General features: G+C 31.5%; 21 protein-coding genes and 1 tRNA gene. 7 read left to right on the top strand and 15 right to left on the bottom strand.

All coding sequences use genetic code 11. The annotated features are described in order from the left end of the window. The first annotated feature begins 281 nt into the window (after positions 1-281). The 7 genes from tssD (at position 282) to ACR9ES_RS10705 (ending at position 7,069) form a co-directional block, all read left to right on the top strand. Positions 282-2,294: a type VI secretion system tube protein TssD gene (tssD, locus tag ACR9ES_RS10735; RefSeq protein ID WP_435254219.1), complete on the top strand. Its 2,013-nt coding sequence runs from the start codon at positions 282-284 to the stop codon at positions 2,292-2,294. 70 nt (positions 2,295-2,364) lie between these two features. Beyond that, a complete protein-coding gene (locus tag ACR9ES_RS10730; RefSeq protein WP_349264694.1) occupies positions 2,365-2,859 on the top strand; it encodes a hypothetical protein in 495 nt (164 codons plus the stop codon). A gap of 70 nt (positions 2,860-2,929) precedes the next feature. Further along, positions 2,930-3,424 (top strand): hypothetical protein, encoded by a 495-nt coding sequence (locus ACR9ES_RS10725; RefSeq protein WP_349264693.1) that lies wholly within the window; start codon positions 2,930-2,932, stop codon positions 3,422-3,424. Positions 3,425-3,499: 75 nt separating this feature from the next. Next, positions 3,500-4,612, top strand: a complete 1,113-nt coding sequence (locus ACR9ES_RS10720; protein ID WP_435254218.1) for a hypothetical protein — start codon at positions 3,500-3,502, stop codon at positions 4,610-4,612. A 71-nt stretch (positions 4,613-4,683) separates the two neighbouring features. After that, entirely contained in the window at positions 4,684-5,565 is an 882-nt protein-coding gene (locus tag ACR9ES_RS10715) for a hypothetical protein (RefSeq protein WP_274635319.1), read from the top strand. Between the two features lie 62 nt (positions 5,566-5,627). After that, positions 5,628-6,212: a hypothetical protein gene (locus ACR9ES_RS10710; protein WP_274635318.1), complete on the top strand. Its 585-nt coding sequence runs from the start codon at positions 5,628-5,630 to the stop codon at positions 6,210-6,212. Positions 6,213-6,709: 497 nt separating this feature from the next. Beyond that, entirely contained in the window at positions 6,710-7,069 is a 360-nt protein-coding gene (locus tag ACR9ES_RS10705) for a helix-turn-helix domain-containing protein (RefSeq protein WP_121145951.1), read from the top strand. A gap of 8 nt (positions 7,070-7,077) precedes the next feature. Here ACR9ES_RS10705 and ACR9ES_RS10700 read toward each other — a convergent pair whose 3' ends face one another. The 15 genes from ACR9ES_RS10700 to ACR9ES_RS10630 all read right to left on the bottom strand — a co-directional run bounded on the left by ACR9ES_RS10700 (position 7,078) and on the right by ACR9ES_RS10630 (position 22,971). Beyond that, the gene (locus tag ACR9ES_RS10700; protein WP_274633995.1) at positions 7,078-7,377 is read right to left on the bottom strand and encodes a hypothetical protein; all 300 of its coding nucleotides are present in this window, start codon (positions 7,375-7,377) and stop codon (positions 7,078-7,080) included. 10 nt (positions 7,378-7,387) lie between these two features. Next, a complete protein-coding gene (locus ACR9ES_RS10695) occupies positions 7,388-7,852 on the bottom strand; it encodes a hypothetical protein (RefSeq protein ID WP_147431688.1) in 465 nt (154 codons plus the stop codon). Further along, positions 7,821-7,985 (bottom strand): hypothetical protein, encoded by a 165-nt coding sequence (locus ACR9ES_RS10690; protein WP_274633996.1) that lies wholly within the window; start codon positions 7,983-7,985, stop codon positions 7,821-7,823. Before ACR9ES_RS10690 ends, ACR9ES_RS10695 begins: the two co-directional genes overlap by 32 nt. A gap of 472 nt (positions 7,986-8,457) precedes the next feature. Beyond that, positions 8,458-8,531, bottom strand: a tRNA-Arg gene (locus ACR9ES_RS10685). Between the two features lie 11 nt (positions 8,532-8,542). Continuing rightward, entirely contained in the window at positions 8,543-8,989 is a 447-nt protein-coding gene (locus tag ACR9ES_RS10680; protein ID WP_435254217.1) for a GatB/YqeY domain-containing protein, read from the bottom strand. Positions 8,990-9,059: 70 nt separating this feature from the next. Next, positions 9,060-10,919, bottom strand: a complete 1,860-nt coding sequence (gene ftsZ / locus ACR9ES_RS10675) for a cell division protein FtsZ (RefSeq protein ID WP_435254216.1) — start codon at positions 10,917-10,919, stop codon at positions 9,060-9,062. Between the two features lie 84 nt (positions 10,920-11,003). Continuing rightward, a complete protein-coding gene (gene ftsA / locus ACR9ES_RS10670) occupies positions 11,004-12,356 on the bottom strand; it encodes a cell division protein FtsA (RefSeq protein ID WP_435254215.1) in 1,353 nt (450 codons plus the stop codon). Continuing rightward, positions 12,343-13,083 (bottom strand): cell division protein FtsQ/DivIB, encoded by a 741-nt coding sequence (locus tag ACR9ES_RS10665; protein ID WP_435254214.1) that lies wholly within the window; start codon positions 13,081-13,083, stop codon positions 12,343-12,345. Before ACR9ES_RS10665 ends, ftsA begins: the two co-directional genes overlap by 14 nt. Before the next feature lies 1 nt (position 13,084). Further along, the gene (gene murC / locus ACR9ES_RS10660) at positions 13,085-14,431 is read right to left on the bottom strand and encodes a UDP-N-acetylmuramate--L-alanine ligase (RefSeq protein ID WP_435254213.1); all 1,347 of its coding nucleotides are present in this window, start codon (positions 14,429-14,431) and stop codon (positions 13,085-13,087) included. Next, positions 14,431-15,522, bottom strand: coding sequence for an undecaprenyldiphospho-muramoylpentapeptide beta-N-acetylglucosaminyltransferase (murG, locus tag ACR9ES_RS10655; RefSeq protein WP_435254212.1), 1,092 nt, complete (start codon positions 15,520-15,522; stop codon positions 14,431-14,433). The genes murC and murG overlap by 1 nt, the downstream gene beginning before the upstream one ends. 72 nt (positions 15,523-15,594) lie before the next feature. Beyond that, positions 15,595-16,785 carry an FtsW/RodA/SpoVE family cell cycle protein gene (locus tag ACR9ES_RS10650; protein ID WP_435254211.1) on the bottom strand — a complete coding sequence of 397 codons (1,191 nt, stop codon included), beginning with the start codon at positions 16,783-16,785 and terminating at the stop codon, positions 15,595-15,597. 16 nt (positions 16,786-16,801) lie between these two features. After that, positions 16,802-18,187 carry a UDP-N-acetylmuramoyl-L-alanine--D-glutamate ligase gene (gene murD / locus ACR9ES_RS10645; RefSeq protein WP_435254210.1) on the bottom strand — a complete coding sequence of 462 codons (1,386 nt, stop codon included), beginning with the start codon at positions 18,185-18,187 and terminating at the stop codon, positions 16,802-16,804. A 74-nt stretch (positions 18,188-18,261) separates the two neighbouring features. Next, complete coding sequence (gene mraY, locus ACR9ES_RS10640; RefSeq protein ID WP_435254209.1) at positions 18,262-19,488, bottom strand: phospho-N-acetylmuramoyl-pentapeptide-transferase; 1,227 nt, start codon at positions 19,486-19,488, stop codon at positions 18,262-18,264. Positions 19,489-19,491: 3 nt separating this feature from the next. Further along, positions 19,492-20,958 carry a UDP-N-acetylmuramoyl-L-alanyl-D-glutamate--2,6-diaminopimelate ligase gene (locus tag ACR9ES_RS10635; RefSeq protein ID WP_435254208.1) on the bottom strand — a complete coding sequence of 489 codons (1,467 nt, stop codon included), beginning with the start codon at positions 20,956-20,958 and terminating at the stop codon, positions 19,492-19,494. Then, positions 20,959-22,971, bottom strand: coding sequence for a penicillin-binding protein (locus ACR9ES_RS10630; protein ID WP_435254207.1), 2,013 nt, complete (start codon positions 22,969-22,971; stop codon positions 20,959-20,961). Between the last annotated feature and the right edge of the window lie 4 nt (positions 22,972-22,975).

Here is a 22,975-nt window from a genome sequence, read left to right as displayed (position 1 = left end):
AAATATTAATTGTATTATAAGAAGCAACGTAGGGAAAAGGTAAGCTCTTTTTGTTTTTTCAGGCAGTACTTAACTTTGTACGTTGGATTAAAAGCTAGAAGTTAGTTTGTTTATACAATTTGATAAAGACTATATTTATAAATGGACAATCTTAGTAAATAAAAAATAGATTATTCTTGAAATACAGGAGTAGCTTAAAAATCAGAAAACTACCTACTTATTTTTCTAAATGTTTTTATATATTTAGGGTCAAAAAATTGTACCACCCTTAAAAAACATCTATGAACATAAAAGCCAAACTCTTTGTGTGTGGAGAGGAACGAGAATTAATCTCTACAAGTTTAAATTACATTCGTCTTACCGATTGGAACGGTAAACCTACATCAGCCCTAATGGGAGGTGCTTTTACCGTTACTTTTGAACCAGAAATGTATGATGATACCTTTATTGAATGGATTATAGCCGATAGAAAAGACAATAAAAAAATACGTCATCCTTTTAATCTTTACCTATTAAGGGATGGGAAAGTAGTTTTTTATGAAGATGATTTTGATGGAGTAGAGCTATTCCAATACAACTTTCAAGACGGTGTACTTATAAATTACCATGAGGTTTTTGATAATCAAAAAGGTATGCAGGTTACCTTAACCATATCGCCTGCAATGCAAGACTATCGTTTTTTTAACAATAGTACCGATTGGCGTAGAAAAAGTAGAACTCGTTATATAAAACCGTGGCAAGAGAGTTTTATACCACCTATAGAAGATACTCCTTATAAGGCGAAAGAAGACACAACACCTCGTGTTGTAAAAGTAAACTGGATTAATAAGAGTAATGAAGTTGTAAATAGTAGTCATTACGAAGAAAACTTAGGTCTTGAAATAGATTTGAATAACCCTAATGGAGGAAAGGTAAAAATTAGTATTGCAAAAAAAGACAATACTAGTTTTGATAATAATACTAAAGAAATAGTATTGGAAGAACATGTTGCTGGTAATAAAGTAACTATAACCGACTTTAAAATAAAGAAAGAGTGGGAAGATTTTAAAAATGTAGAGATAGATGAACTGGTTGCTACTGCTACTTATTTTGACAGTACTAAGGAAAGCACTTCTTTAGAAATTATAGCACCGCCTAAAGTAATTGTAGACTTTAGACCTAGTAAAAATTATAGTGGGGAATACGGTTTTGATTATATAAGACATAAAAAAGAGAAAGATGATTATGTTACTTATGAAGATATTGTAGGACCTAATCAGTACAATGATTTTAAACTAAAAAAACGAGTAAAAAAGTTTAAAAAAGACCCTCTTAAATATAAAAAACTAAAAGACAATGAGTATAAAACGCTTACATTTCCTTGGTATAAAGATAGTGCAGGGAAAGAAATTGAGTACATACAAAGTTGGTTAACTTTATATCCACAGCAAACCGTAACATTAAGCTTGCAGTTAGAAACGATAAATAACCCTAAAAAGTTAGATATTTGTTTAGAATACAACACCGAATTATTTAAGTTAAGTACAGATACTATACCAGCTCAAAGTAAAAAGAAAAAAAGATTAGATGACTTTTTAACCGTTGAATGTTTAAAGGAGTTTAGTACCGACCAAACCATTAAGGTTATGTATGGTAACCAACAATTAGGGCAACTAAACATTTTAGCCAATGCTAAAAGTAAACGTAAAAAATTAGATGTTGTTTTTGTGGAGGTAAAAACTGATTTAAAAGGTAAAGGTAAACCTGTAAAAGGAAATTCTACAGGCAAGAGAACATTTTTAACCCAATATTTACAACAAGCCTTAATTAAGCCCAATATTATAATTGAAACTTTGGATTTAAAAAAAGATAAAACCTTTAATAAGCAAGTTGACCCAAAAGGTCAAGGATATATTGAGAATAGAACAGGCTTACACGATTATTTAAATGGTAAAATGGATACTAAATATAACAACTATTTAAAAGTTTATTTTATTGGCGATCAATGTCCTGTTCTTGATAAAAATGGAAATAAAACAAATAGAAGAGTTAACGGACAGTCTAAAGACTTTAATTCGGACGCAGTTGTATTGTTTAAAGGGCATAACGTGGCTACAGTAGCTCACGAAGCCTTGCATGCTTTAGGTTTGTATCATACTTTTTCTTCAAAAGCAAATTATACATATAAAAAAGGAGAAACCTATAATATTATGGATTATTCGCATTGGGGTATTTATGGTAATAAAAAACGAATATTAACATGGCTTTGGCAATGGAGAAAACTATGGAATAATACACTAATAAAGCCCGAATAATATGAAAAACAGAATATTTACAATATTAATAATATTGTTTACCTCGTGTAACGCTCAAAAAACAACAATTATGAAAAAGTTTGATATAGGAAAGTTTAATAAACATAAAGATACTATTCGTTATGAATATTACCAAACTCTAGAAAATGGAACTGTTATAACGCAAAGAGAAGATAATGATGAATATATTGAAATTATAAAATATAAGGATAAATATATTCAAGAGTTTAATTCATATTATAAAAATGGAAAATTAAAAATAAGCGGTTTTTTTCTTGAAAACGATTTTTATTCAGGTATATGGAAAGAGTACGACGAGAAAGGTAATTTGATAAAAGAAACCAATTATGACAAAGGTTACAATTATACATGGGAAGATTTATTAAAGTTACTTAAAGAACGTGAGGTAAACGTAAAAGACACGAATAATACAACGATTAGAAAGGATGATGGAGAATGGTGGATTTATTATGTGAAAGGACTTTATATTTATAATATCCGTATTAATGGAAAAACAGGAAAAATCACGTTGGATGATAAAGATATTTTTGAAGAAGGCTCATAGCACTAAGTTGTTTATTCTTTATATGGGATTTATTGTTGTTACAGCTTGTAACGCTCAAAAAATAACAACGATGAAAAAAATTGATATAGAAAAATTTAATAAATATAAAGACACAATTCGTAATGAATATTACCATGTTTTAGGTGATGGAACTATTGTAGAACAAATGGAACTTAAAGAAGTTTTTGCAGAAACTATTAAGCAAAAAGAATCTTTTTTTGAAGTAAAAAATCAATACTATAAAAATGGAAACCTTAAGATAACAGGAAAATATTTTAATTCTAGTTTCCAAAAAGGCATATGGAAAGAGTACGACAAGAAAGGTAATTTGATAAAAGAAACCAATTATGACAAAGGTTACAATTATACATGGGAAGATTTATTAAAGTTGCTTAAGGAACGTGAGGTAAACCTAAAAGACACGAATAATACAACGATTAGAAAGGATGATGGAGAATGGTGGATTTATTATGTGAAAGGACTTTATATTTATAATATCCGTATTAATGGAAAAACAGGAAAAATCACATTGGATGATAAAGATATTTTTGAAGAAGGCTCGTAAAGTTAAAAACTATTAAGAACTTATTTTATTGAATGGTAAATGCTCAGTTCTTGATGAAAAAAATAGGCAAAAAATATGAAAAATTGTATAATAGTTTTTATAGGGATATTACTTCTTTCTTGTTCTGTATCCTGTCAAAAGAACACAAATAAAATATCAAATAAACAAACTAGCACCTACTATAAAAAATTTAGTGAAGGCGGATATTTGACCTATGATGATGAAACAGAAATTCTTTTTCAGAAGTTTCATTACTCAGATAATCATACCAGTAAAGTTCATTTTTTAGATATAAAAAAAGATACTGTTGTCGTAAATACAAAAAAAATAAAAGCACCTCCTTTTATAAAAGATTTTTTTTTATTAGAAAAGAACCTAATAGTGCTAAGTTCAATACCAAGAACATTAGGGAAAAATCTAAAATCTACAGATTCTTTGATTAAATATGACAAAAACTTACAAGTTCTAGAAAAAAAAGACATGGATATCTCAAAATATCCAGCAGGTAATGGCTTTATTATTGGGGGTAGTGACAGATTATTTTATATCACAGAAGGATTTAAATATAAGAAAACACCAGAACTAATAATTTCACAAATAGATACTAGTTTTAATATTAAAAATCAAATAAAAATTAAAACTAAAGAAAAAAGTGCCTTTAGATATTACCCTCTGAAATCTGTTTTTATTAAAGATATCGGTATCGTAATTGTATCTACTATTACTTATCATAATAGAGAAAAACCTATTTTTAAAATAGAGATGTTTGATTTTGATTTAAAAAAACAATGGTCTCAAGATATTGAGGCTAGTTCTATAATTGATTTAGGGTATTCTATATCTAAAAACAAAATATTTCTTATTTCTGAAAAACAGGGAAATAAAATTAATATTTGGGACTTTAAAGGAAATAGGCAAACTAAAACTTATTATTCTACTGCTAAATTAATAAGCTCTACATCAAATGATAATTATATATATATACTAAATAATGAAGGTAAAGAAACTTTTGTTAGTATAATTGACTATTCAGGGGAAATAATTGATAAAGTAAAAAAAACAACATTCATACAAATAAAAGAAAGTGAGACTAATATGCTAAAGTACAAACAAAATCAACTTTTTTTAATCAGTATTGATAATTATTTAAATACCTTAACAATAACAAGAGTAAAAGATAGCTTATAAAAAATCTTTACCGTTATTGCAAAGAAATATAATTTACCACCAGCTTTTAACTCCCCTAATTTTTAAATAATATGTATTTATCAGGTTTTAAAGATGCTCCATATTTAATGGTTAAACCAGATTCGGATTTAGAAAACATAAATCCTGATTTTCTAAAAAATAAATATACTGTTAGACTTTTCGGTAAGCATAATAAACTATTCATAGAACGTTTTGTTGAAATTTTTAAAGATGTTAAAAACTTAGATTTAGGAGGTCAATACGGAAATAATGGAGATAATTCTTTTGTTTATAACCTCCCAAAAATAGAAGGATTAGTTATTCCTTTATGGAGGGATTGTGATTTTATTTTAGATTGTTCAAAGCTTCCTAAATCACTATATTCATTACATTTAAATGTCTGGACCAAAAAAAGCATTATAAATATCGAAGCATTAAACAAAACTAATTTACAACATTTAACCATTTCAGATTTTGACGAAAAAGACCTAACAAAATTAAGTAGTTTAACTAATTTAAAAACCTTAAGTTTTAAAACAGCAAAAATTAAATCTTTAAAAGGAATTGAAACTTTAACCAATTTAAAGTGTGTGTCTTTTGGAGGTGTTAGAAGTCTAATTGACATTTCAGACATAACAACTTTACAAAAGTTAAAATATTTAGAATTTGATATTTGCTGGAAACTACAAAATTTTAATCCAATTGGTGAATTGAAAGAATTAGAGGTTTTAAAACTTTTAGATTGTAAAAATTTAGCGTCTATTAAGTTTGTTAAAGACATGCCTAACTTAAGACAATTATATACTTTAGGAACAACTATTATCAACGATTTTGATACAACTCCTGCTGAAAATGTACCTGTATTTTTTGGAAGTCAATATAAAAAGTACAACAAACAATATCCTGAAAAAGAAATACAGGAAGGACAAAAATCTTGGAGTAGTTATTTGTAGTTAGTGTCTATGTTTAGTCTTAACTATTCATTATGTTGATACTCTAAAAAAAACTGCAATAGATGAAAAAGAATATAGATAAAGAAATAGAGAAACTTATTAATCCATCCGTAGTTTTAAGAATAGATGGTTTAAGTAAATCAAACCCTGAGTATGATTTATATTTTTTTAGTACTCTACTACTTTGTATATGGGAAAGTCTCTATAATAAAGATTTGAACCCCTCTTATCATATAAAAGATTCTGTTGGGAATATATATTTTAATGAAGAATTACGAATTAAGATAAATAATGGGGTTAATACAATTGTAAAAACAGCAAAAGGGTTAAGGCTAGAAAACAAGCCAAAACCTTTTTTTATGAGTATATATGACTATTTATATATAGAAGACTCAAATAGTAATAAACTATATTGTTATAGCAAAGAGCTTATGGGGACTAGTCTATTTAATAGTATTATGTTTTTAGTTGAATTAAAAAAGCCTATAGATGAATTAACGCAAGAGGATTATTATAGTTTTCTAGGGAAAAACTTTAAAGAGAATAATGGTCGATTAATAAATGGAAAGGAAGAAAAGGTGTTTTTAACGTTACATAGCTATAATCAAAAGAAAAGAGTGTGGAAAACGCGTCTACTTACATTTTGATAAATATTTTGTGATTATTTAAAAACTAAGAGCATAAATGTAGTGTCACTTAGCTAAAAAAAACAACCCAAGTATTAAATACTTGGGTTGATACCGCTTAAGGGGAAAAAAGCGATTTTTTGGTTTAAAGAAGCCCCTTCACAAACTTCAAAAAACCTAGCCGCCCCCGACTAGAAAATTTTCTTTTTAATACAAAAGAAAAGTCCCGCTTTCTAATTTTTAAATTCTTTGACTTAACAACATAGGTAGTATTAGTTTTAAATAGAGTTATTTAGTCTTTAAGAATCAGTTTTTTGTTTTTAGTCTCTTGTTGCTTTAATTATTGTTTTTCTACTATTGCTACTAATTTTTATAGGGAATCACTATAAATTACCTATATTTGAAATGTTACACGGTGTAAATATAATCACAATTTTGTGATTTACAAATATTTTAATCACAAAATTGTGATTTTTTTTAAAAAAACAAGAAAGTTGTTTTTAACTTGCTACTAATTAATGAACGGTTCAGATTTAAAAGTATTAAGAAAGAAATTTGGTTTATCTCAAGAAGAATTAGGAGAACTAGTTGGTTTGAGTAAAAATACAATTTATAATTATGAGAATAGTGGAGTTGTACCCAAATCTAAAATCCCAATTTTAGAAAAGGTATTCAAAGAATATGATAGAAAACCCAGCTCTGAAACTAAAAACCTTTCTGAGAAAGATGCTTTAGATGTTATAGAGAAAATTCTCTTGCATGAAGATGAACTAATGAAGTATGAAAATTTTTATTTATGGGTCAAATCTCTAAGAACAGATGAGAGAAATAAGACTTTAAAAGAAGTTCTTAAAAATAGATTGGACAGTATAGATTAATTTTCTTTCTATAGTAATTTATACCCAAATTGTTTAAGTTTTTTAAAATCGTCATTATTTAAACTTAAAAACTCCATAATTTGATTACTATTTTCTTCTAACTCTATTATACTACTACTAATATTGTTTTTGATTAATTTAATCTTTTTTAAATTGTCTATTTCGTGTAGGTAAACATCTAATTCAGAAATAGAAATATTTTGTGTATTAACTAGCTCTTTTAAAAGATTTAAAGCAGCAATTTTATCAATCGTGTTATTCTCTATTAGTGTTCTGATTTCTTTAGCTTTTTCAATTTTAATATCCATTTCAATTTATTTATTCTGTTTTTGTTAAAATATCTTTTTTTAATAAATCAATCGTTTCATTAACATCTTGTTTAAATTTCTCATTTTCTAATTGTCTCTTGGTCTTTATTAGATTGAACCTATAAATAATGTATAACATTAATAAAAAACCAATAGTAGTTCCAATGGCATAAGTTTGTAGGTAATAATCATCAAATCTTATATTTGGTCTGAAAATCCATATAAACTGTATTGTATAAATATAAACAGGGATAATATATGCAGTTTTAAACGGTCTAAATGCAGATGCTATTATTAAGAGGATAGGGGATAATGTTTGACTCAAAACCCAAATAAAAGTTGAAGTTTTTCCAAATCCGAATTTATTTTCTAACTCAAAAGGAAAAACCTTGTCTGTAAACAAAATTAATCCAGACAAGGCTACTAAAAAGCTGCCAATTATACTAATTGCTACCTTGTGATCCTGGTCTTTCAATGTCCTTTCTATCGACGTTATAAACTTCCAGACTTTCATTGTTTAATTCTTCTAGTTCTTTAGACTCATCAGTACAACTAGTTAATAAAAATGTAGAAAATACTACTGCTAAAATTAAAGTTACTTTTTTCATAATTACTCTATTTAAAATTAATACTAGAGTAAATATAATAATCAATAATTTGTAGCTTAAACTAGCTAATACTAATAGTTAAATTAAATTGGATACTAGAATCATACTAGAAATAAATCAAGAAAAAGGAATTCTTAGAGTAAATTGATAAGTGTGCCATATTTTAACTGATTTATTTCGGGGGATAATTCTAAGTATCATTATAATACTTATCAACGCTAATATATATAAAATCTTAATTTATAGTACTTTTTTATATAAAAAAGTATTTTGAATGGCAAAAAGTAATTTGTTTCCTACTTCTTTTATATATGGTTTCTAAAAAGTAAGTAAAAATTATTTTTATCTTTAAAGGACGGTTATAGTTGAAGAAAAGGTACAATTTTATTTTAGAGAAAATAAAAAAACTTAACACTATACTTACCCTTAAAAACAAAACCTATTGAAAATCAATAGGTTTATTTTCAAAATGTGACCCAGAGAGGACTCGAACCCCCAACCCTCAGAGCCGAAATCTGATGTTCTATCCAGTTGAACTACTGGGTCTAGAAAAATGGTTACGCTAATTTAGCTTTTACAATCGCTGAAATTGTTTTTCCATCTGCTTGTCCTGCTAATTGCTTAGAAACAATTCCCATTACTTTACCCATGTCTTTCATTCCCTCAGCACCAACATCGGCAATGGTTTTTTCAACAATTTCACCAATTTCTTCATCACTTAATGCTTCTGGTAAAAACTGCTCTAAAACAGCTGCTTCAGCCAATTCTGGTTCTGCTAAATCATTACGCCCTTGTTCTGTGAATACAGCTGCACTATCTTTACGTTGTTTTACCTGCTTTTGAACAATTTTCAACTCTTCTGCTTCTGATAATTCACCTGCTCCTACTTCTGTATTTGCTAACATAAAAGCCGATTTCAAGGCTCTTAAAGCGGTTAAAGCTACGGTATCTTTCGATTTCATAGCTTCTTTCATTTTATCCATTACCTGTTTTTGCAAACTCATAATTTTGTGATTTTTACTATTAAAAAAATCCCGATAAATCGGGATTTTAAAAATACGTGTTATTCTTTTATTAATCTACATTATCGTGTAAAAACGAATTATTTGAGCGTAATAAATCGTTATTATCTGTATTTAATGCAGTGTCTGATTTACTAATATTTGACCCTGAATCAATATCAACTCCTAATCTTTTATAAGCTGGTTGACTTTCAATTTCATCTACGTTTTTTATTCTTTGGTCGTTAAACTTATAGTTAAAACCTTTCATTTTTTCACGTCTTTCTTGTGCTCTTTTTTGCACTTCAGAAATTGTTAAACTCAACGGAGATACTTCTTCACTAGATGTATCTATATCATTAATTTCTTCTTGAGTTTTTGACTTTACTTGAAAACGTAACTCTTCTTCTACCTCTTCTTTTATAGTTGGGGTAGAACTTTTACCAATTGTTGGTTCTGCACTAAAATCGTCTAAAACATATCGCTTTTCTACCTTGTGAAAGGTAATTTCTTGTGCAGTTACTTCAATGTTTTTAATCTCATTTGTAGTTTCAACTAAATGAGAAGCTGGTTTTATTTCTTCGTAAGAATTCAACGGTAAATCAAACAATAAATCTTGTTGAATTGGTTGTTGTCTTACTTCTTCCTCTACTTTTGGCTCAGCGATATTTGTTATGATAAAATCATCTTCTGAAATGGTTTCAACAGCGATTTCGTCATACACTACATCAATATTTTTAATAGCCTCAGTTGTTGGAATTAAATTCGATTTAGGCTCAACAATTTCCTCTTCTAATACGTGAACAACTTTATCAACAGGCTTAGTTGGTAAAGGTTCATTTATACTAGGAGAAGTTTGAATTTTTTGATCTCCAAAATTGTACGTAGCTTTTTGCTCATCTTCTAAGGTATGAACAATCTTTTTTACTTCTGTATTGGTTATATTTCCTTGTTGATCAGCAGCGAAACCCGTTGCTACAACTGTTACAGCTATTCCGTCTTCTAAAGTTTCATCTTCACCAATACCCATAATAATATTGGCATCGTATCCTGCTTCATCTTGAATATAATCGTTGATTTCTCCAATTTCATCTAAGGTAACTTCATTACCTCCAGAAACAATTAACAACAATACATTCTTAGCTCCTGTAATTTTGTTATCATTTAATAACGGTGAATCTAACGCTTTTACAATTGCATTTTTAGCTCTGTTAGCTCCAGTTTCTTTTGCAGATCCCATAATTGCAGTACCACTATTAGACAATACCGTTTTAGCATCGTGTAAATCGATATTTTGTTTGTAGTGATGTGTAATTACTTCTGCAATACCTTTAGCCGCGGTAGCTAACACTTCATCTGCTTTTGAGAATCCTGCTTTAAACCCTAAATTACCATAAACTTCGCGCAGTTTATTATTATTGATAACAATTAACGAATCTACATTTTTACGTAGCTCATCAATTCCTGTTTGAGCTTGTTTTGAGCGCATTCTTCCTTCAAACTGAAATGGCATTGTAACGATTCCTACCGTTAAAATATCCATATCTTTAGCAATTTTGGCAATGATTGGCGCTGCACCAGTACCGGTACCTCCACCCATACCTGCGGTAATAAATACCATTTTGGTATGCGTGCTTAACATTTGTTGAATTTCTTGAATACTTTCAGCCGCTGCTTGTGCTCCTATTTCAGGATTTGCACCCGCACCTAAACCAGAAGTTAAGTGTGCCCCTAATTGTACTTTATTAGGAATTGGACTGTTTTCTAATGCTTGTGCATCAGTGTTGCAAATCACAAAATCTACTCCGTGAATTTGCTTACTATACATGTGGTTTACTGCGTTACTTCCTCCCCCACCAACACCAATTACTTTAATGGCATTCGATTGTGTTTTCGGCATGTCGAATGAAATGTTATCAAATTCTGCGCTCATAATAACTTTTCTTTTTTATTAATTCTTATTCAATTTACACTCTCCTTCTTAGGGGATTAATTCGGAGTAGCTTTTTATATACTTTTACTCTGCGTTATCTAAAAACTCTTTAAATCCTTCTGTGAATCGCTTGGTAAACTTTTCAAAGATTGATTTAGACTTTTCTTTCGCTGGTAGTTCCTTCTCTTCTTGAGCTTCTTCTATAGCTTCTTTTTCTTCTTCAATAGTTGGCTCTACAAACACTTCTGGAGCTTCTTCTGCTGCTACTTCATTTCCTTCTTTTTTCAAGCCTTCCATTAACAACCCAACTGCGGTTGCAAATGCTGGACTTGATAAGACTTCATCAGAATCTCCTGCCAAATGTTCATTTGGATACCCAATACGAACGTCCATTCCAGTAATATATTCTACTAACTGACGTAAATGTTTTAATTGAGCTCCGCCACCTGTTAAAACAATACCTGCAATGAGTTTTCCTTTTTGAGTTTCGTGTCCGTAGCTTCTAATTTCTAAGTACACGTGCTCAATAATTTCTTGTACTCTTGCGTGAATTATTTTAGATAAGTTCTTAAGTGTAATTTCTTTTGGCTCTCTTCCTCGTAACCCTGGAATAGATACAATTTCTGTTTCTTTATTTTCCCCTGGCCATGCAGAACCAAATTTAATTTTTAACAACTCTGCTTGCTTTTCTATAATTGAACAGCCTTCTTTAATATCTTCAGTAATTACATTACCTCCAAAAGGGATGACTGCTGTATGACGAATAATTCCGTCTTTAAAAATGGCTAAATCTGTTGTTCCGCCACCTATATCAATCAACGCTACACCTGCTTCTTTTTCTTCTTGACTTAATACTGCTGATGCCGATGCTAAAGGCTCTAATGTTATATCAGATAAATTTAAACCAGCACTTTTAATACATCTTCCTACATTTCGGATAGAAGACACTTGACCAACCACAACGTGGAAGTTGGCTTCTAACCTTCCTCCGTACATCCCGATAGGTTCTTTAATACCTGGTTGACTATCTACTTTAAACTCTTGAGGTAACACATGAATAATTTCCTCACCAGGTAACATTACTAATTTATGTACCTGATTTACTAAGTTTTCAATGTCTTTTGCATCAATAACTTCTTCGGCATTTTCTCGTGTTATATAATCACTATGATGTAAGCTTCTTATATGCTGCCCCGCAATGCCAACCACCACATTCTCTATCTTTTGTCCTGAAACACTTTCTGCTTCTTCAACTGCTTGCTGAATGGATTGAATGGTTTGCGTAATATTGTTAACAACTCCTCCTTTTACACCTAAACTTTTTGCTTTACCAATACCTAAAACCTCAAGTTTTCCGTATTCGTTTTCACGACCAATCATGGCAACAATCTTGGTTGTACCAATATCTAAACCAACTGCTATTTTATTGTTTTCCATCTTGATTTTGTTTTGTGCACACAACTTGGTTGTGGTATTTTACATTTATCGTTTTGTAATTACTTATAGTTTTGTCTTTAAGAGCTTTGTTATAAAACGCTGTTAGCTTTTTAAATTTTTCTGCTGCATCTTTAAACTCACCAAAAATTATCTCATAATCACCGCTACGAACTGTAAATGTATATTCGTTTTGGTTGTCTTTTTGAATAGCAATAATTTCTTTAGCAAAAAAACTATTGTTATTTATAACCTTTATTAACTCTGTTAATTCTTTGATTTGCTCAGATTCCCCTACTCCTGAAACTAACGGTACCCTTGCTGAAAAATTTGTTGATAATGGTATTTCTGCCCCGTACTTATCAACATAAAAAGATTTGTTCTTATCAACAATGCGAGCTATCGGTGTTCGTTGTTTTATTACTGTTTTTAACACCCCATCTACCGTTAAAAACACCGCTGTTTTTTCAACATACGGATTCGCCGAAACATTAGCCTCCAGAAAGTGTAAATCTACCAATCTTTTCGGTTGGTTTTTAACAAATTCATTATTTTGTATTAACAATTTATCAACCATACTGTGCGTCAAAAAGTTATTATCACCTGCTTCAAACTCGACCACGGTATTTTTAACCTTTTTCAAGCCGTTTCTGTTGATTGTAAAGCCATACAAGAACGCCAAAAACATCAACAACAAGAAAAAAGATAGATAAGTTGCTACTTTTTTCATACTAGATTTTGTGTTTTTCTTTAATTTTATTTTTTACTTCTTCTACCAATAAACCAATATCTCCTGCCCCTAACATCACTACAATTTTTGACTCAGATTTTAGCACTTCATCACTTAATTTTTCTTTAGATACTAGCTTTTTATTTTCTAAGGTCATTTTATCCAACAACCAACTTGAAGTAACTCCTTCAATAGGTAATTCTCTTGCCGGATAAATATCTAACAACAACACTTCGTCAAACAACGATAATGCTACTGCAAAATCATCAACAAAATCTCTTGTTCTACTGAATAAATGCGGTTGAAAAACTGCTAACACTTTTTCATTTGGAAACATTTCTCGAACCGATTGTGCTACTGCTTTTATTTCTGTTGGATGATGTGCATAATCATCAATTAAAACAACATCATCTGTTTTTATTTTATATGAAAATCTTCTTTGTACTCCTCTAAAAGATTTTAATTGTTCCTTTATTTTATCTAACGAAACTCCATATACATCTGCCATTGCTAATGCTGCCAACGCATTCATCATATTGTGATTTCCTGGTAGATGAAATTCGATATCTTTAATTTGGGATGTTGGTGTTTGTACATCAAAAATGTACTTACCAACTTCAACCCTAACGTTAAAAGCTTTATAATCTGCATCTTCATCTACAGCATAGGTCAAACCTTTTAGGGGCAATCCTTTTGCAACAATTAACGTATCTGAAACTTTATTAGCAAACTCAACAAAAGATTGCTGAAGCATTTCATTCTCTCCATAGATATCTAAATGATCGGCATCCATAGAGGTTACACAGGCAATATTTGGAGATAATTTTAAAAATGAACGATCAAACTCATCTGCTTCAACCACCGACACTTTATCTTCACCTAAAATTAAATTGGAGTTATAATTTTCTGCAATCCCACCTAAAAAAGAGGTTGCTTTTTCAGACTGCATAATATGACCCAAAATTGATGAAGTCGTCGTTTTACCATGGGTTCCAGCCACCGCTAAACAAAAAGTGTTTTTGGTAATTTCTCCCAACACTTCTGCTCTTTTTAAAACCGTATATCCGTTATCTATAAAATAGTTTAACTCTAAATGGTTTTTAGGAACTGCTGGCGTGTACACTACTAATGTAGCTTTTTTATCTAAAAATGAAATCGGAATATTCTTTACAGCATCTTCAAAATGAACCTCTACCCCTATTTCTTCTAAACTCTTAGTGATAGGTGACGGTGTTTTATCGTAACCTGCAACTACTTTACCATTCTCGGAAAAATAGCGAGCCAAGGCACTCATCCCAATTCCACCAATACCTACAAAATAAACGTTATGTATCGTTTTTAAATTCACTAACTGATTAATTTTTCTACTTCATTAACGATATTACTTGTTGCATTAGGCAACGCCAATTCGTTAATATTCTCACTTAAACTCTCTTGCTTCCCTTTATCTTTCAACAACGTTTCTAATACCACAGGAAACGTTTCTAACTCATTTTCTTTAACCACAATTGCTCCATGTTCTTTAGCAATTGACTTAGCATTTTTTGTTTGATGGTCTTCTGCCACGTTAGGTGACGGTATAAAAATGGTTGGTTTACCTACAATACATAGCTCTGACACCGAACTTGCCCCTGCTCTCGACACAATAAAATCGGCCGCTGCGTACGCTAAATCCATTCGGTTTAAAAACTGATGTACTTGTACATTTTCTACCTCGTTGTATTTTTTATATTCATCAAAATACAACTTACCACATTGCCAAATAAGCTGTATACCCTGCTTTTTAAAGAAATCTAAATTTGCCTCTATTAGCTGATTTATTTTACGAGCCCCTAAACTTCCTCCTAAAACCAACAAGGTTTTTTTAGAAGTATCTAACTCGAAAAACTCTTTACCTTCTTCAACTTTTACATGAATAAACAGTAAATCTTGTCGGACTGGATTTCCAGTTTTTATAATTTTATCCTCTGGAAAAAAACGTTCTAAATCATCATAGGCTACGCATATTTTCTGCGCGCTTTTTCCTAAAAATTTATTGGTAATTCCTGGATAGGAATTTTGCTCTTGAATCAAAGTTGGAATTCCTCTTTGATTAGCAGCCATTAATGTTGGCCCACTAGCAAAACCTCCTGTACCAATTGCTACATCTGGTTTAAATCTTCTTATAATTCGGTGTGCTTTCCATAAACTACTTAACAACTTGAAAGGAAACATCAAATTTGCTAGAGTTAGTTTTCTTTGGATACCCGAAATCCATAATCCCTCAATTTCATATCCCGCTTGCGGAACTTTTTCCATTTCCATTTTATCTTTTGCTCCTACGAACAAAATATTAGCTTCTGGATAACGAACTTTAATTTCGTTTGCAATAGCTATGGCTGGATAAATGTGCCCACCAGTACCTCCACCGCTTATTATGATATTAATCGACTGTTTCATACAATCTATTTTATTTTAACATTATGGTTGTATGTAACACTCATAGCTGTTCCAACCCATAAACTTATATTTTTAATCAAGTGTTTCATGTAAAATATCTAAAGGGTTATCGTCTAAAATTGTTTCTTCAGTTTCGTTTTTAGAAGCGCTTACACTTAAAATCATTCCTAATGCGAAACATGTCATCCAAATAGAGGTACCTCCACTGCTAATTAAGGGGAGTGTTTGTCCTGTTACTGGTAAAATATTCACCGCTACCGCCATGTTTATCATCGCCTGAAAAACAATCGGGATTCCCACACCTACTACTAATAATGTTGCAAATATGGTGGTAGCTTTTTTAGCTGTTATTAATATTCTAAAGAGTAATAAAAAGTAAATAAAAATAACTACAACTGCTCCTGCCAAACCATATTCTTCAACAATAATTGCATAAATAAAATCGGATGACGATTGAGGTAAAAAATTTTTTTGAACACTTTTTCCTGGCCCTTTTCCAATAACTCCACCTGTAGCTATGGCTATTTTTGCTTTTTCTACTTGATAATTTTCTTCACCATTAGGTTGAGAAAAATTTTCAATTCTACTCTTCCAGGTATTTACACGGTTAGGCATAGCATCAGGAAACGCCTTAGCTAGTAGTATAAAAAACAAGAAAGAGATGAGTCCCATTCCTAATATATAACCAATGTATTTTAACGGGTAACCACCTATAAAAGACACTAACAGAATCATAAAAAACACCATGGCCGTGGTTGAAAAGTTTGCGGGTAATATCAATACCAATACAATACCAACTGGCAACCATAACTGTAAAAGACTCTCCTTAAATGAAATAACTTTTTCTTTATGCTTGGCTAAATATCTAGCCACATACACCATTAACACAAGACCCGCCAACGTAGAAGTTTGAAAACCGATACCTACAAACGGAATTCGTATCCATCTACTAGCATTTGCACCTCCAATGGTTGTTCCTTGAGCTAGAGTAAAAATCAACAGAACAATAACAACTGGAAACATTAAAACAGAACCTCCACTAAAGTATCTATATGGAATTTTATGCACCCCGTAAATCACAGCAAAACCTGTAATTAATAACACGATGTGTTTTATTAAATGTCCTAAAGTAGAACCATTACCCACTACATACACTAAATTGGTACTAGCACTATATATTGGCATAAACGAAAATATTGCCAACATTGTTACGATAGCCCAAATAGCTCTATCTCCTTTAATATGTCGAAAGATGTGTTTCATCAATCTTTTTTAGCTTTTATAAGTTTCTTACAGCTTCTTTGAATTTTCTTCCTCTATCTTCGTAACTTTCAAATAAATCAAAACTAGCACATGCAGGAGATAACAATACTGTGTCGCCTTTTTGTGCAATTTTATACGCAACTTTCACAGCCTCTTCTGCCCCAGCAGTTTCTACTAAAACATCAACTACATTCGCAAAAGTGTCTATGATTTTCTGATTGTCTAATCCTAAACATACAATTGCCTTTACTTTCTCTCTTACTAACGGTAATAAGTCTGAATAATCATTCCCTTTATCAACACCACCTACAATCCAAACAGTTGGATTATCCATACACTCCAACGCATAATAAACTGCATTTATGTTGGTTGCTTTACTATCATTAACGAATTCTATTCCGTTAATTTTTTGTACTTTTTCTAAACGGTGTTCTACACCTTCAAAATCAGACAGACTTTCGGCAATTGTTTCTTTTCTTACTTTTAGCAATCTAGCTGCCATTGAAGCCGCCATTACATTTTTAGTATTGTGTTTTCCTTGTAATGTTAATTCAGAAACCTTCATTAATTTTTCTTCTGTATTTAATTTCATCAGTATCGTATCTTGTCTTAAAAAAGCTCCGTATTCCAATTCTTTTTCTATTGAAAATGGCACTAGCGTTGCTCTTGTTTTGTTATTTTTTAACCAATTTTGAATTGCTTCATCATCGGCATCGTATATTAAAAAATCGTCTTCCGTTTGGTTTTTTGTAATACGGAATTTCGAGTTTATGTAATTATCAAATTTATATTCGTATCGATCTAAATGATCGGGTGTGATATTGGTTATTATAGCAATATGTGGTTTAAATGTTTCAATTCCATCTAACTGAAAACTACTTAACTCCAACACATATTCATCGTAATTATCATCCGCAACTTGTTCTGCAAAACTATCTCCAATGTTTCCGCCAACTCCTACATTCAATCCTGCTTTTTGCAACACATAATGTGTTAACATGGTTGTTGTGGTTTTTCCGTTTGAACCCGTAATCGCCACAATAGTAGCTTCTGTAAACTGAGCAGCAAATTCAATTTCTGAAATTACTTTCACCTCTTCAGAAAGTAGTTTTTGTACTAATGCTACTTTATCAGGAATACCAGGACTTTTCATCACCACATCAGCATTTAAAATTTTACTTTCTGTATGCTGATTTTCTTCAAAATCGATTGAATTATGTAAAAGAACTTTTTTGTATCGCTCTGCTATACTTCCTTTATCTGAAACAAAAACCTCATATCCTTTTTGTTTCCCTAAAAGCGCTGTTCCTACACCACTTTCTCCTCCTCCAAGCACAACTAAAAGCCCCTTAGTCCCCGAAGGGGAAACAACCCCATCACTTCTTTTTTCTTGCTTACTCACTTGTTATCCTCCTTTTTATCTCTTTTATACCCTTTTTTTACTCCCTCCTTTCAGGAGGGCTGGGGTGGGCTTATTTATCTTAACTTCAATGTTACAATGGTAAATACCGCTAGTAAAATTCCAACAATCCAAAAACGGACTACAATTTTACTTTCATGATACCCTGATTTTTGGTAGTGGTGATGTAAAGGCGACATCTTAAAGATTCTCCTTCCTTCTCCAAACTTCTTTTTTGTGTACTTAAACCATGATACTTGTAAGATTACTGATAGGTTTTCTATCACAAATATTCCTGCTAAAATTGGCAACAATAACTCCTTTCTAATAGCAATAGCTATAACTGCTATGATTCCTCCAATAGTTAAACTTCCAGTGTCTCCCATGAACACTTGAGCTGGATATGTGTTATACCATAAGAACCCTATCAATGCTCCTGCAAATGCCAGAATAAATACGGTCATTTCTCCTGATTTTGGTATATACATTACATCTAAATAATCTGCAAAAATGATATTACCCGACACCCATGCAAAAATTGCCAAAGCAATAACCATAATCGCTGAAGACCCAGCTGCTAAACCATCGATTCCATCGGTTAAATTTGCTCCGTTAGAAACACCTGTTACAATAAATACGGTAACAAAAATGAACACTATCCATCCGTACTTCTCATATCCATCACCTAAAAAACTAAATGCTTTCGCGTAATCCAGCTCGTTGTTTTTCATGAATGGAACTGTTGTTTTTGTTGATTTATGAGTTTCTCCAAATACTTTCTTTTTTCCATCAACCTGCACAACTTGTTCTGACACTGGTAACTGCTCTTTAATAGTTACATCTGGATGGAAATACAGCATAGAACCTACTATTAGTCCTAAACCTACTTGCCCTAAAATCTTAAACTTCCCTTTTAATCCAGCTTTATCTTTTTTGAATACTTTGATATAATCATCAGCAAAACCAATGAACCCCATCCAAACTGTAGTTATTAATAGAATTATGATGTATATATTTTCTAGTTTTGACAACAACAACACAGGAATTAATGTAGCTAGAATGATGATGACACCTCCCATTGTAGGAGTTCCTGCTTTTTGTACTTGTCCTTCTAAACCTAAATCTCTAACCGTTTCACCAACCTGTTGTCTTCTTAAATAATTGATGATTTTTTTACCGAAAATGGTTGATATCAATAAAGACAAAATGAACGCCATTGCAGATCGGAATGTGATAAATTGAAACACACTCGCCCCTGTTAGACTAAACTCACTTTCTAAATATTGAAATAAATAATATAGCATTCGTTAGTGTTTTTTTAGTTGATTGAAACAGTTGGTTACTTCTTCTAAATCATCAAAATGATGACGTACTCCATTTACTTCTTGATAGGTTTCATGTCCTTTTCCTGCAATTAGGATAATATCTCCCGACTTTGCTAGCTTACAAGCTGTTTTTATTGCTTGTCTTCTATCTAAAATGGATAATGTTTTCTTATAATTTTCCGCAGAAACCCCTTCCTCCATTTGATCTATAATCAACTGTGGATCTTCAGTTCTTGGATTATCTGAAGTAAAAATTGCTTGATTACTTAATTGTGAAGCAATCAATGCCATTTTTGGACGTTTAGTTGCATCTCGATCTCCACCACAACCTACAACTGTTATTACAGTTTCATTTCCTGTACGGATATCATTAATAGTCTGTAATACATTCTTCAAAGCATCAGGTGTATGTGCATAATCTACAATTGCAGTAACCCCACCATCTGAGATTGTATATTGAAAGCGTCCGCTTACACTTTCTAATTCACTTACAATTCGTAAAATCTCTAATTTTTCAAGTCCCAACAATTCTGCTACACCGTAAATAGCTAATAAATTATACGCATTGAACTCACCTATTAACTTCGTCCAAACTTCAATACCATTGATTGTTAATAAAGTTCCTGAAAAACGTTTTTCTAATACTTTCGCTTTAAAATCTCCTATAGTTTTTAGCGCATAAGTTTGTTTAGTGGCTTTCGTGTTTTGCAACATTACTTGCCCATTTTTATCATCAATATTCACCAAGGCAAATGCCGATTTTGGTAAAGAATCAAAAAATGATTTTTTTACATCGCGATACTCTGCAAAGGTTTCATGATAATCTAAATGATCGTGCGATAAATTCGTAAACACACCTCCTGCAAACTCTAATCCTTCAGTACGTTTTTGATGAATTCCATGAGAACTCACTTCCATAAAACAATATTCAACACCTTCTTCAACCATCATTGACAAATAATTGTTAATTGCCACTGAGTTTGGTGTTGTATGTGTTGCCTTATACTCTTTTTCATCAACCATTATTGTAACCGTTGACAACAAACCTACTTTATATCCTGCCTTTTTAAACAATTGGTACAATAAGCTTGCAATGGTAGTTTTACCATTGGTACCTGTAACTCCTACTAACTGCAAGCTTTTTGACGGGTTGTTATAATAATTTGCCGCTATTATTGCTAAAGCAACATTGGAGTCTTCTACTTTTATATACGTTACTTGTTCACTTCTTCTTTCAGGAATCTCTTCACAAATAATTGCTTTTGCTCCAAGGTTAATAGCCTTCTCAATGTATTGGTGACCATCAACTGTTACTCCTTTTTGCGCTACAAAAACATCATTATCCTGCACTTGTCTACTATCAAACTGAATTGCATTCACAGCAACATCCGTATTTCCGTAAACCTCGCTTACCGATACCTTATATAATATGTCTTTTAAATTCTTCAACTATGATAATTTTAAATATATCGTTGCTCCTTTTTCTACTTTTTTTCCGTTTTCTACCGATTGTTCTTTTACTTTTCCAACACCTGAAAACTTCACTTTTAGCCCCATGTTTTCTAATAAAGCTACGGCATCCATTCCACTCATACCTGTTACTTTAGGCATAATGGTTTTATACTTTCTTAAGTTTTGATAGTACTCTTGGTATTCGTTATCAATTACTTCATCTGAAATTTTATCAGCGACAAATTGCTTGTTAATCGCTGTTGAAGTGTATATTTTTTGAGCTATTTCTTTAAAAATTGGCGCTGCAACTGTAGCTCCGTAATATCCTTTTTCTTTTTTCGGACTATGTACTACCACTATGCAAGAATATTTAGGTTCATCTGCTGGAAAGAACCCTGCAAATGACGCTACGTACTTCTCATTAGAATAATAGCCTCCCTCATATTCACCTTTGTCATTTTTAGTTCGAGGAATATATTTTTTAGCAGTCCCTGTTTTTCCTGCCATTGAAAAGTTAGGAGAATAAATTCCTTTTCCTGTTCCATATTGAATGGTATTCTCCATCACCTTTCTAACCTTATCTAATGTTTCTTGAGATGCAATTTTTTCTTTCAATACTTCTGTACCAAAACTCTGTTCTACTTTACCTCCTACTCTTAACTCTTTAACAAAATAAGGTTTTACTAATTTACCATCATTCGCTACCGCATTGTAAAAAGCTAGTGTTTGTAAAGGTGTTAATGACACTCCATATCCCCATGCCATCCATTCTAATGAAATAGGACTCCAACTCTTTTCTGATGGATCTGGAATATATGGTTTCCCTTCTCCTTTAATTTTCACACCAGTTAATTGATCTAATCCAAAAGACTTAATTCTTTTAGTAAATTTCTCTGGATTTTTATCGTAATATTTCTGTATCGTTTTTACAATTCCAACATTAGAAGAAACCTCAAATACCCTACCCATCGATATTTTTCCGTAACCACCCCTCTTACTATCTTCAACTTTACGATTGTTGATATAAATTCGTCCCTTTTCACAATCTACCACCGTTGAAGTATCCACCACTTTATCTTCTAAAGCCACCATTAAACTTGCCAGTTTAAATGTAGACCCAGGTTCGTGACTCTCCCAAACAGCATAATTTCTTTTTTCGTAGTATTTTCCGTTAGAGGTTTTCCCTAAGTTTGAAATTGCTCTAATCTCTCCAGTTTCTACCTCCATTACCACAGCGCAACCGTGTTCTGCTTCAAAATATTCCATTTGTCGCAACAAGGCATGATGTGTAATATCTTGAATATTCACATCAATTGTCGTTATTACATCACTTCCATCAATAGGCTCTTTTTCATTTACATCATTAATTGGCTTCCATTGACCTTTAGCTATTTTTTGCTTTAGTCGCCAACCATTCTCTCCTTCCATATAATCAGCAAATGCACCTTCTATCCCTGCTCCTCCCCTGTAATCATCATAACCAATAGTACGTTCTGCAATTTTACCTATAGGATGCACGCGCACTGTTTTTTGTTCTGCTATAAATCCTCCTCGATACACTCCTCGATTAAAAATCGGGAAGCTTTTCATCTTTACATAATCGTTATACCCAACATTTCTAGCAATTAATAAGTAACGATTTTTTCGTCTTTTTGCTTCTCGTAATTTATTCTGATAATAACTAGTCGGTTTACCCAATAAACCTGAAAGCGCTTCTGATAATCCTCGGATATTTTTTTCAAAAACTTCTGAATCTACCGCCACCACATCCATACGGATTGTAAACTTAGACATTGAAGTTGCCAACAGGTTTCCGTCAGCAGCATATACGTTACCTCTATTTGCAAAAATGGTATCGTTTTTTGTAGTTTCCTCTAACGAAAGTTTACGATACTTTTCACCCTCAACATATTGAAGATTAAAAACTCTAAAAATGATAACAACAAAGAAAAGCGTCATTAAAACAACTATTACATAGAGTTTGTTTAATATGCTTTTTTTAACTACCATTTAT

Source organism: Tenacibaculum sp. A30 (assembly GCF_051200845.1).
In the GTDB taxonomy this organism is placed as follows: Bacteria; Bacteroidota; Bacteroidia; order Flavobacteriales; family Flavobacteriaceae; genus Polaribacter.
This window is presented reverse-complemented; position numbering and strand designations above follow the sequence as displayed.

Coding starts and splice junctions, on each gene's coding strand:
- tssD (WP_435254219.1), top strand. CDS start 282: ATGAACATAAAAGCCAAACTCTTTGTGTGTGGAGAGGAACGAGAATTA.
- ACR9ES_RS10730 (WP_349264694.1), top strand. CDS start 2,365: ATGAAAAAGTTTGATATAGGAAAGTTTAATAAACATAAAGATACTATT.
- ACR9ES_RS10725 (WP_349264693.1), top strand. CDS start 2,930: ATGAAAAAAATTGATATAGAAAAATTTAATAAATATAAAGACACAATT.
- ACR9ES_RS10720 (WP_435254218.1), top strand. CDS start 3,500: ATGAAAAATTGTATAATAGTTTTTATAGGGATATTACTTCTTTCTTGT.
- ACR9ES_RS10715 (WP_274635319.1), top strand. CDS start 4,684: ATGTATTTATCAGGTTTTAAAGATGCTCCATATTTAATGGTTAAACCA.
- ACR9ES_RS10710 (WP_274635318.1), top strand. CDS start 5,628: ATGAAAAAGAATATAGATAAAGAAATAGAGAAACTTATTAATCCATCC.
- ACR9ES_RS10705 (WP_121145951.1), top strand. CDS start 6,710: ATGAACGGTTCAGATTTAAAAGTATTAAGAAAGAAATTTGGTTTATCT.
- ACR9ES_RS10700 (WP_274633995.1), bottom strand. CDS start 7,377: ATGGATATTAAAATTGAAAAAGCTAAAGAAATCAGAACACTAATAGAG.
- ACR9ES_RS10690 (WP_274633996.1), bottom strand. CDS start 7,985: ATGAAAAAAGTAACTTTAATTTTAGCAGTAGTATTTTCTACATTTTTA.
- ACR9ES_RS10680 (WP_435254217.1), bottom strand. CDS start 8,989: ATGAGTTTGCAAAAACAGGTAATGGATAAAATGAAAGAAGCTATGAAA.
- ftsZ (WP_435254216.1), bottom strand. CDS start 10,919: ATGAGCGCAGAATTTGATAACATTTCATTCGACATGCCGAAAACACAA.
- ftsA (WP_435254215.1), bottom strand. CDS start 12,356: ATGGAAAACAATAAAATAGCAGTTGGTTTAGATATTGGTACAACCAAG.
- ACR9ES_RS10665 (WP_435254214.1), bottom strand. CDS start 13,083: ATGAAAAAAGTAGCAACTTATCTATCTTTTTTCTTGTTGTTGATGTTT.
- murG (WP_435254212.1), bottom strand. CDS start 15,522: ATGAAACAGTCGATTAATATCATAATAAGCGGTGGAGGTACTGGTGGG.
- ACR9ES_RS10650 (WP_435254211.1), bottom strand. CDS start 16,785: ATGAAACACATCTTTCGACATATTAAAGGAGATAGAGCTATTTGGGCT.
- mraY (WP_435254209.1), bottom strand. CDS start 19,488: ATGCTATATTATTTATTTCAATATTTAGAAAGTGAGTTTAGTCTAACA.
- ACR9ES_RS10630 (WP_435254207.1), bottom strand. CDS start 22,971: ATGGTAGTTAAAAAAAGCATATTAAACAAACTCTATGTAATAGTTGTT.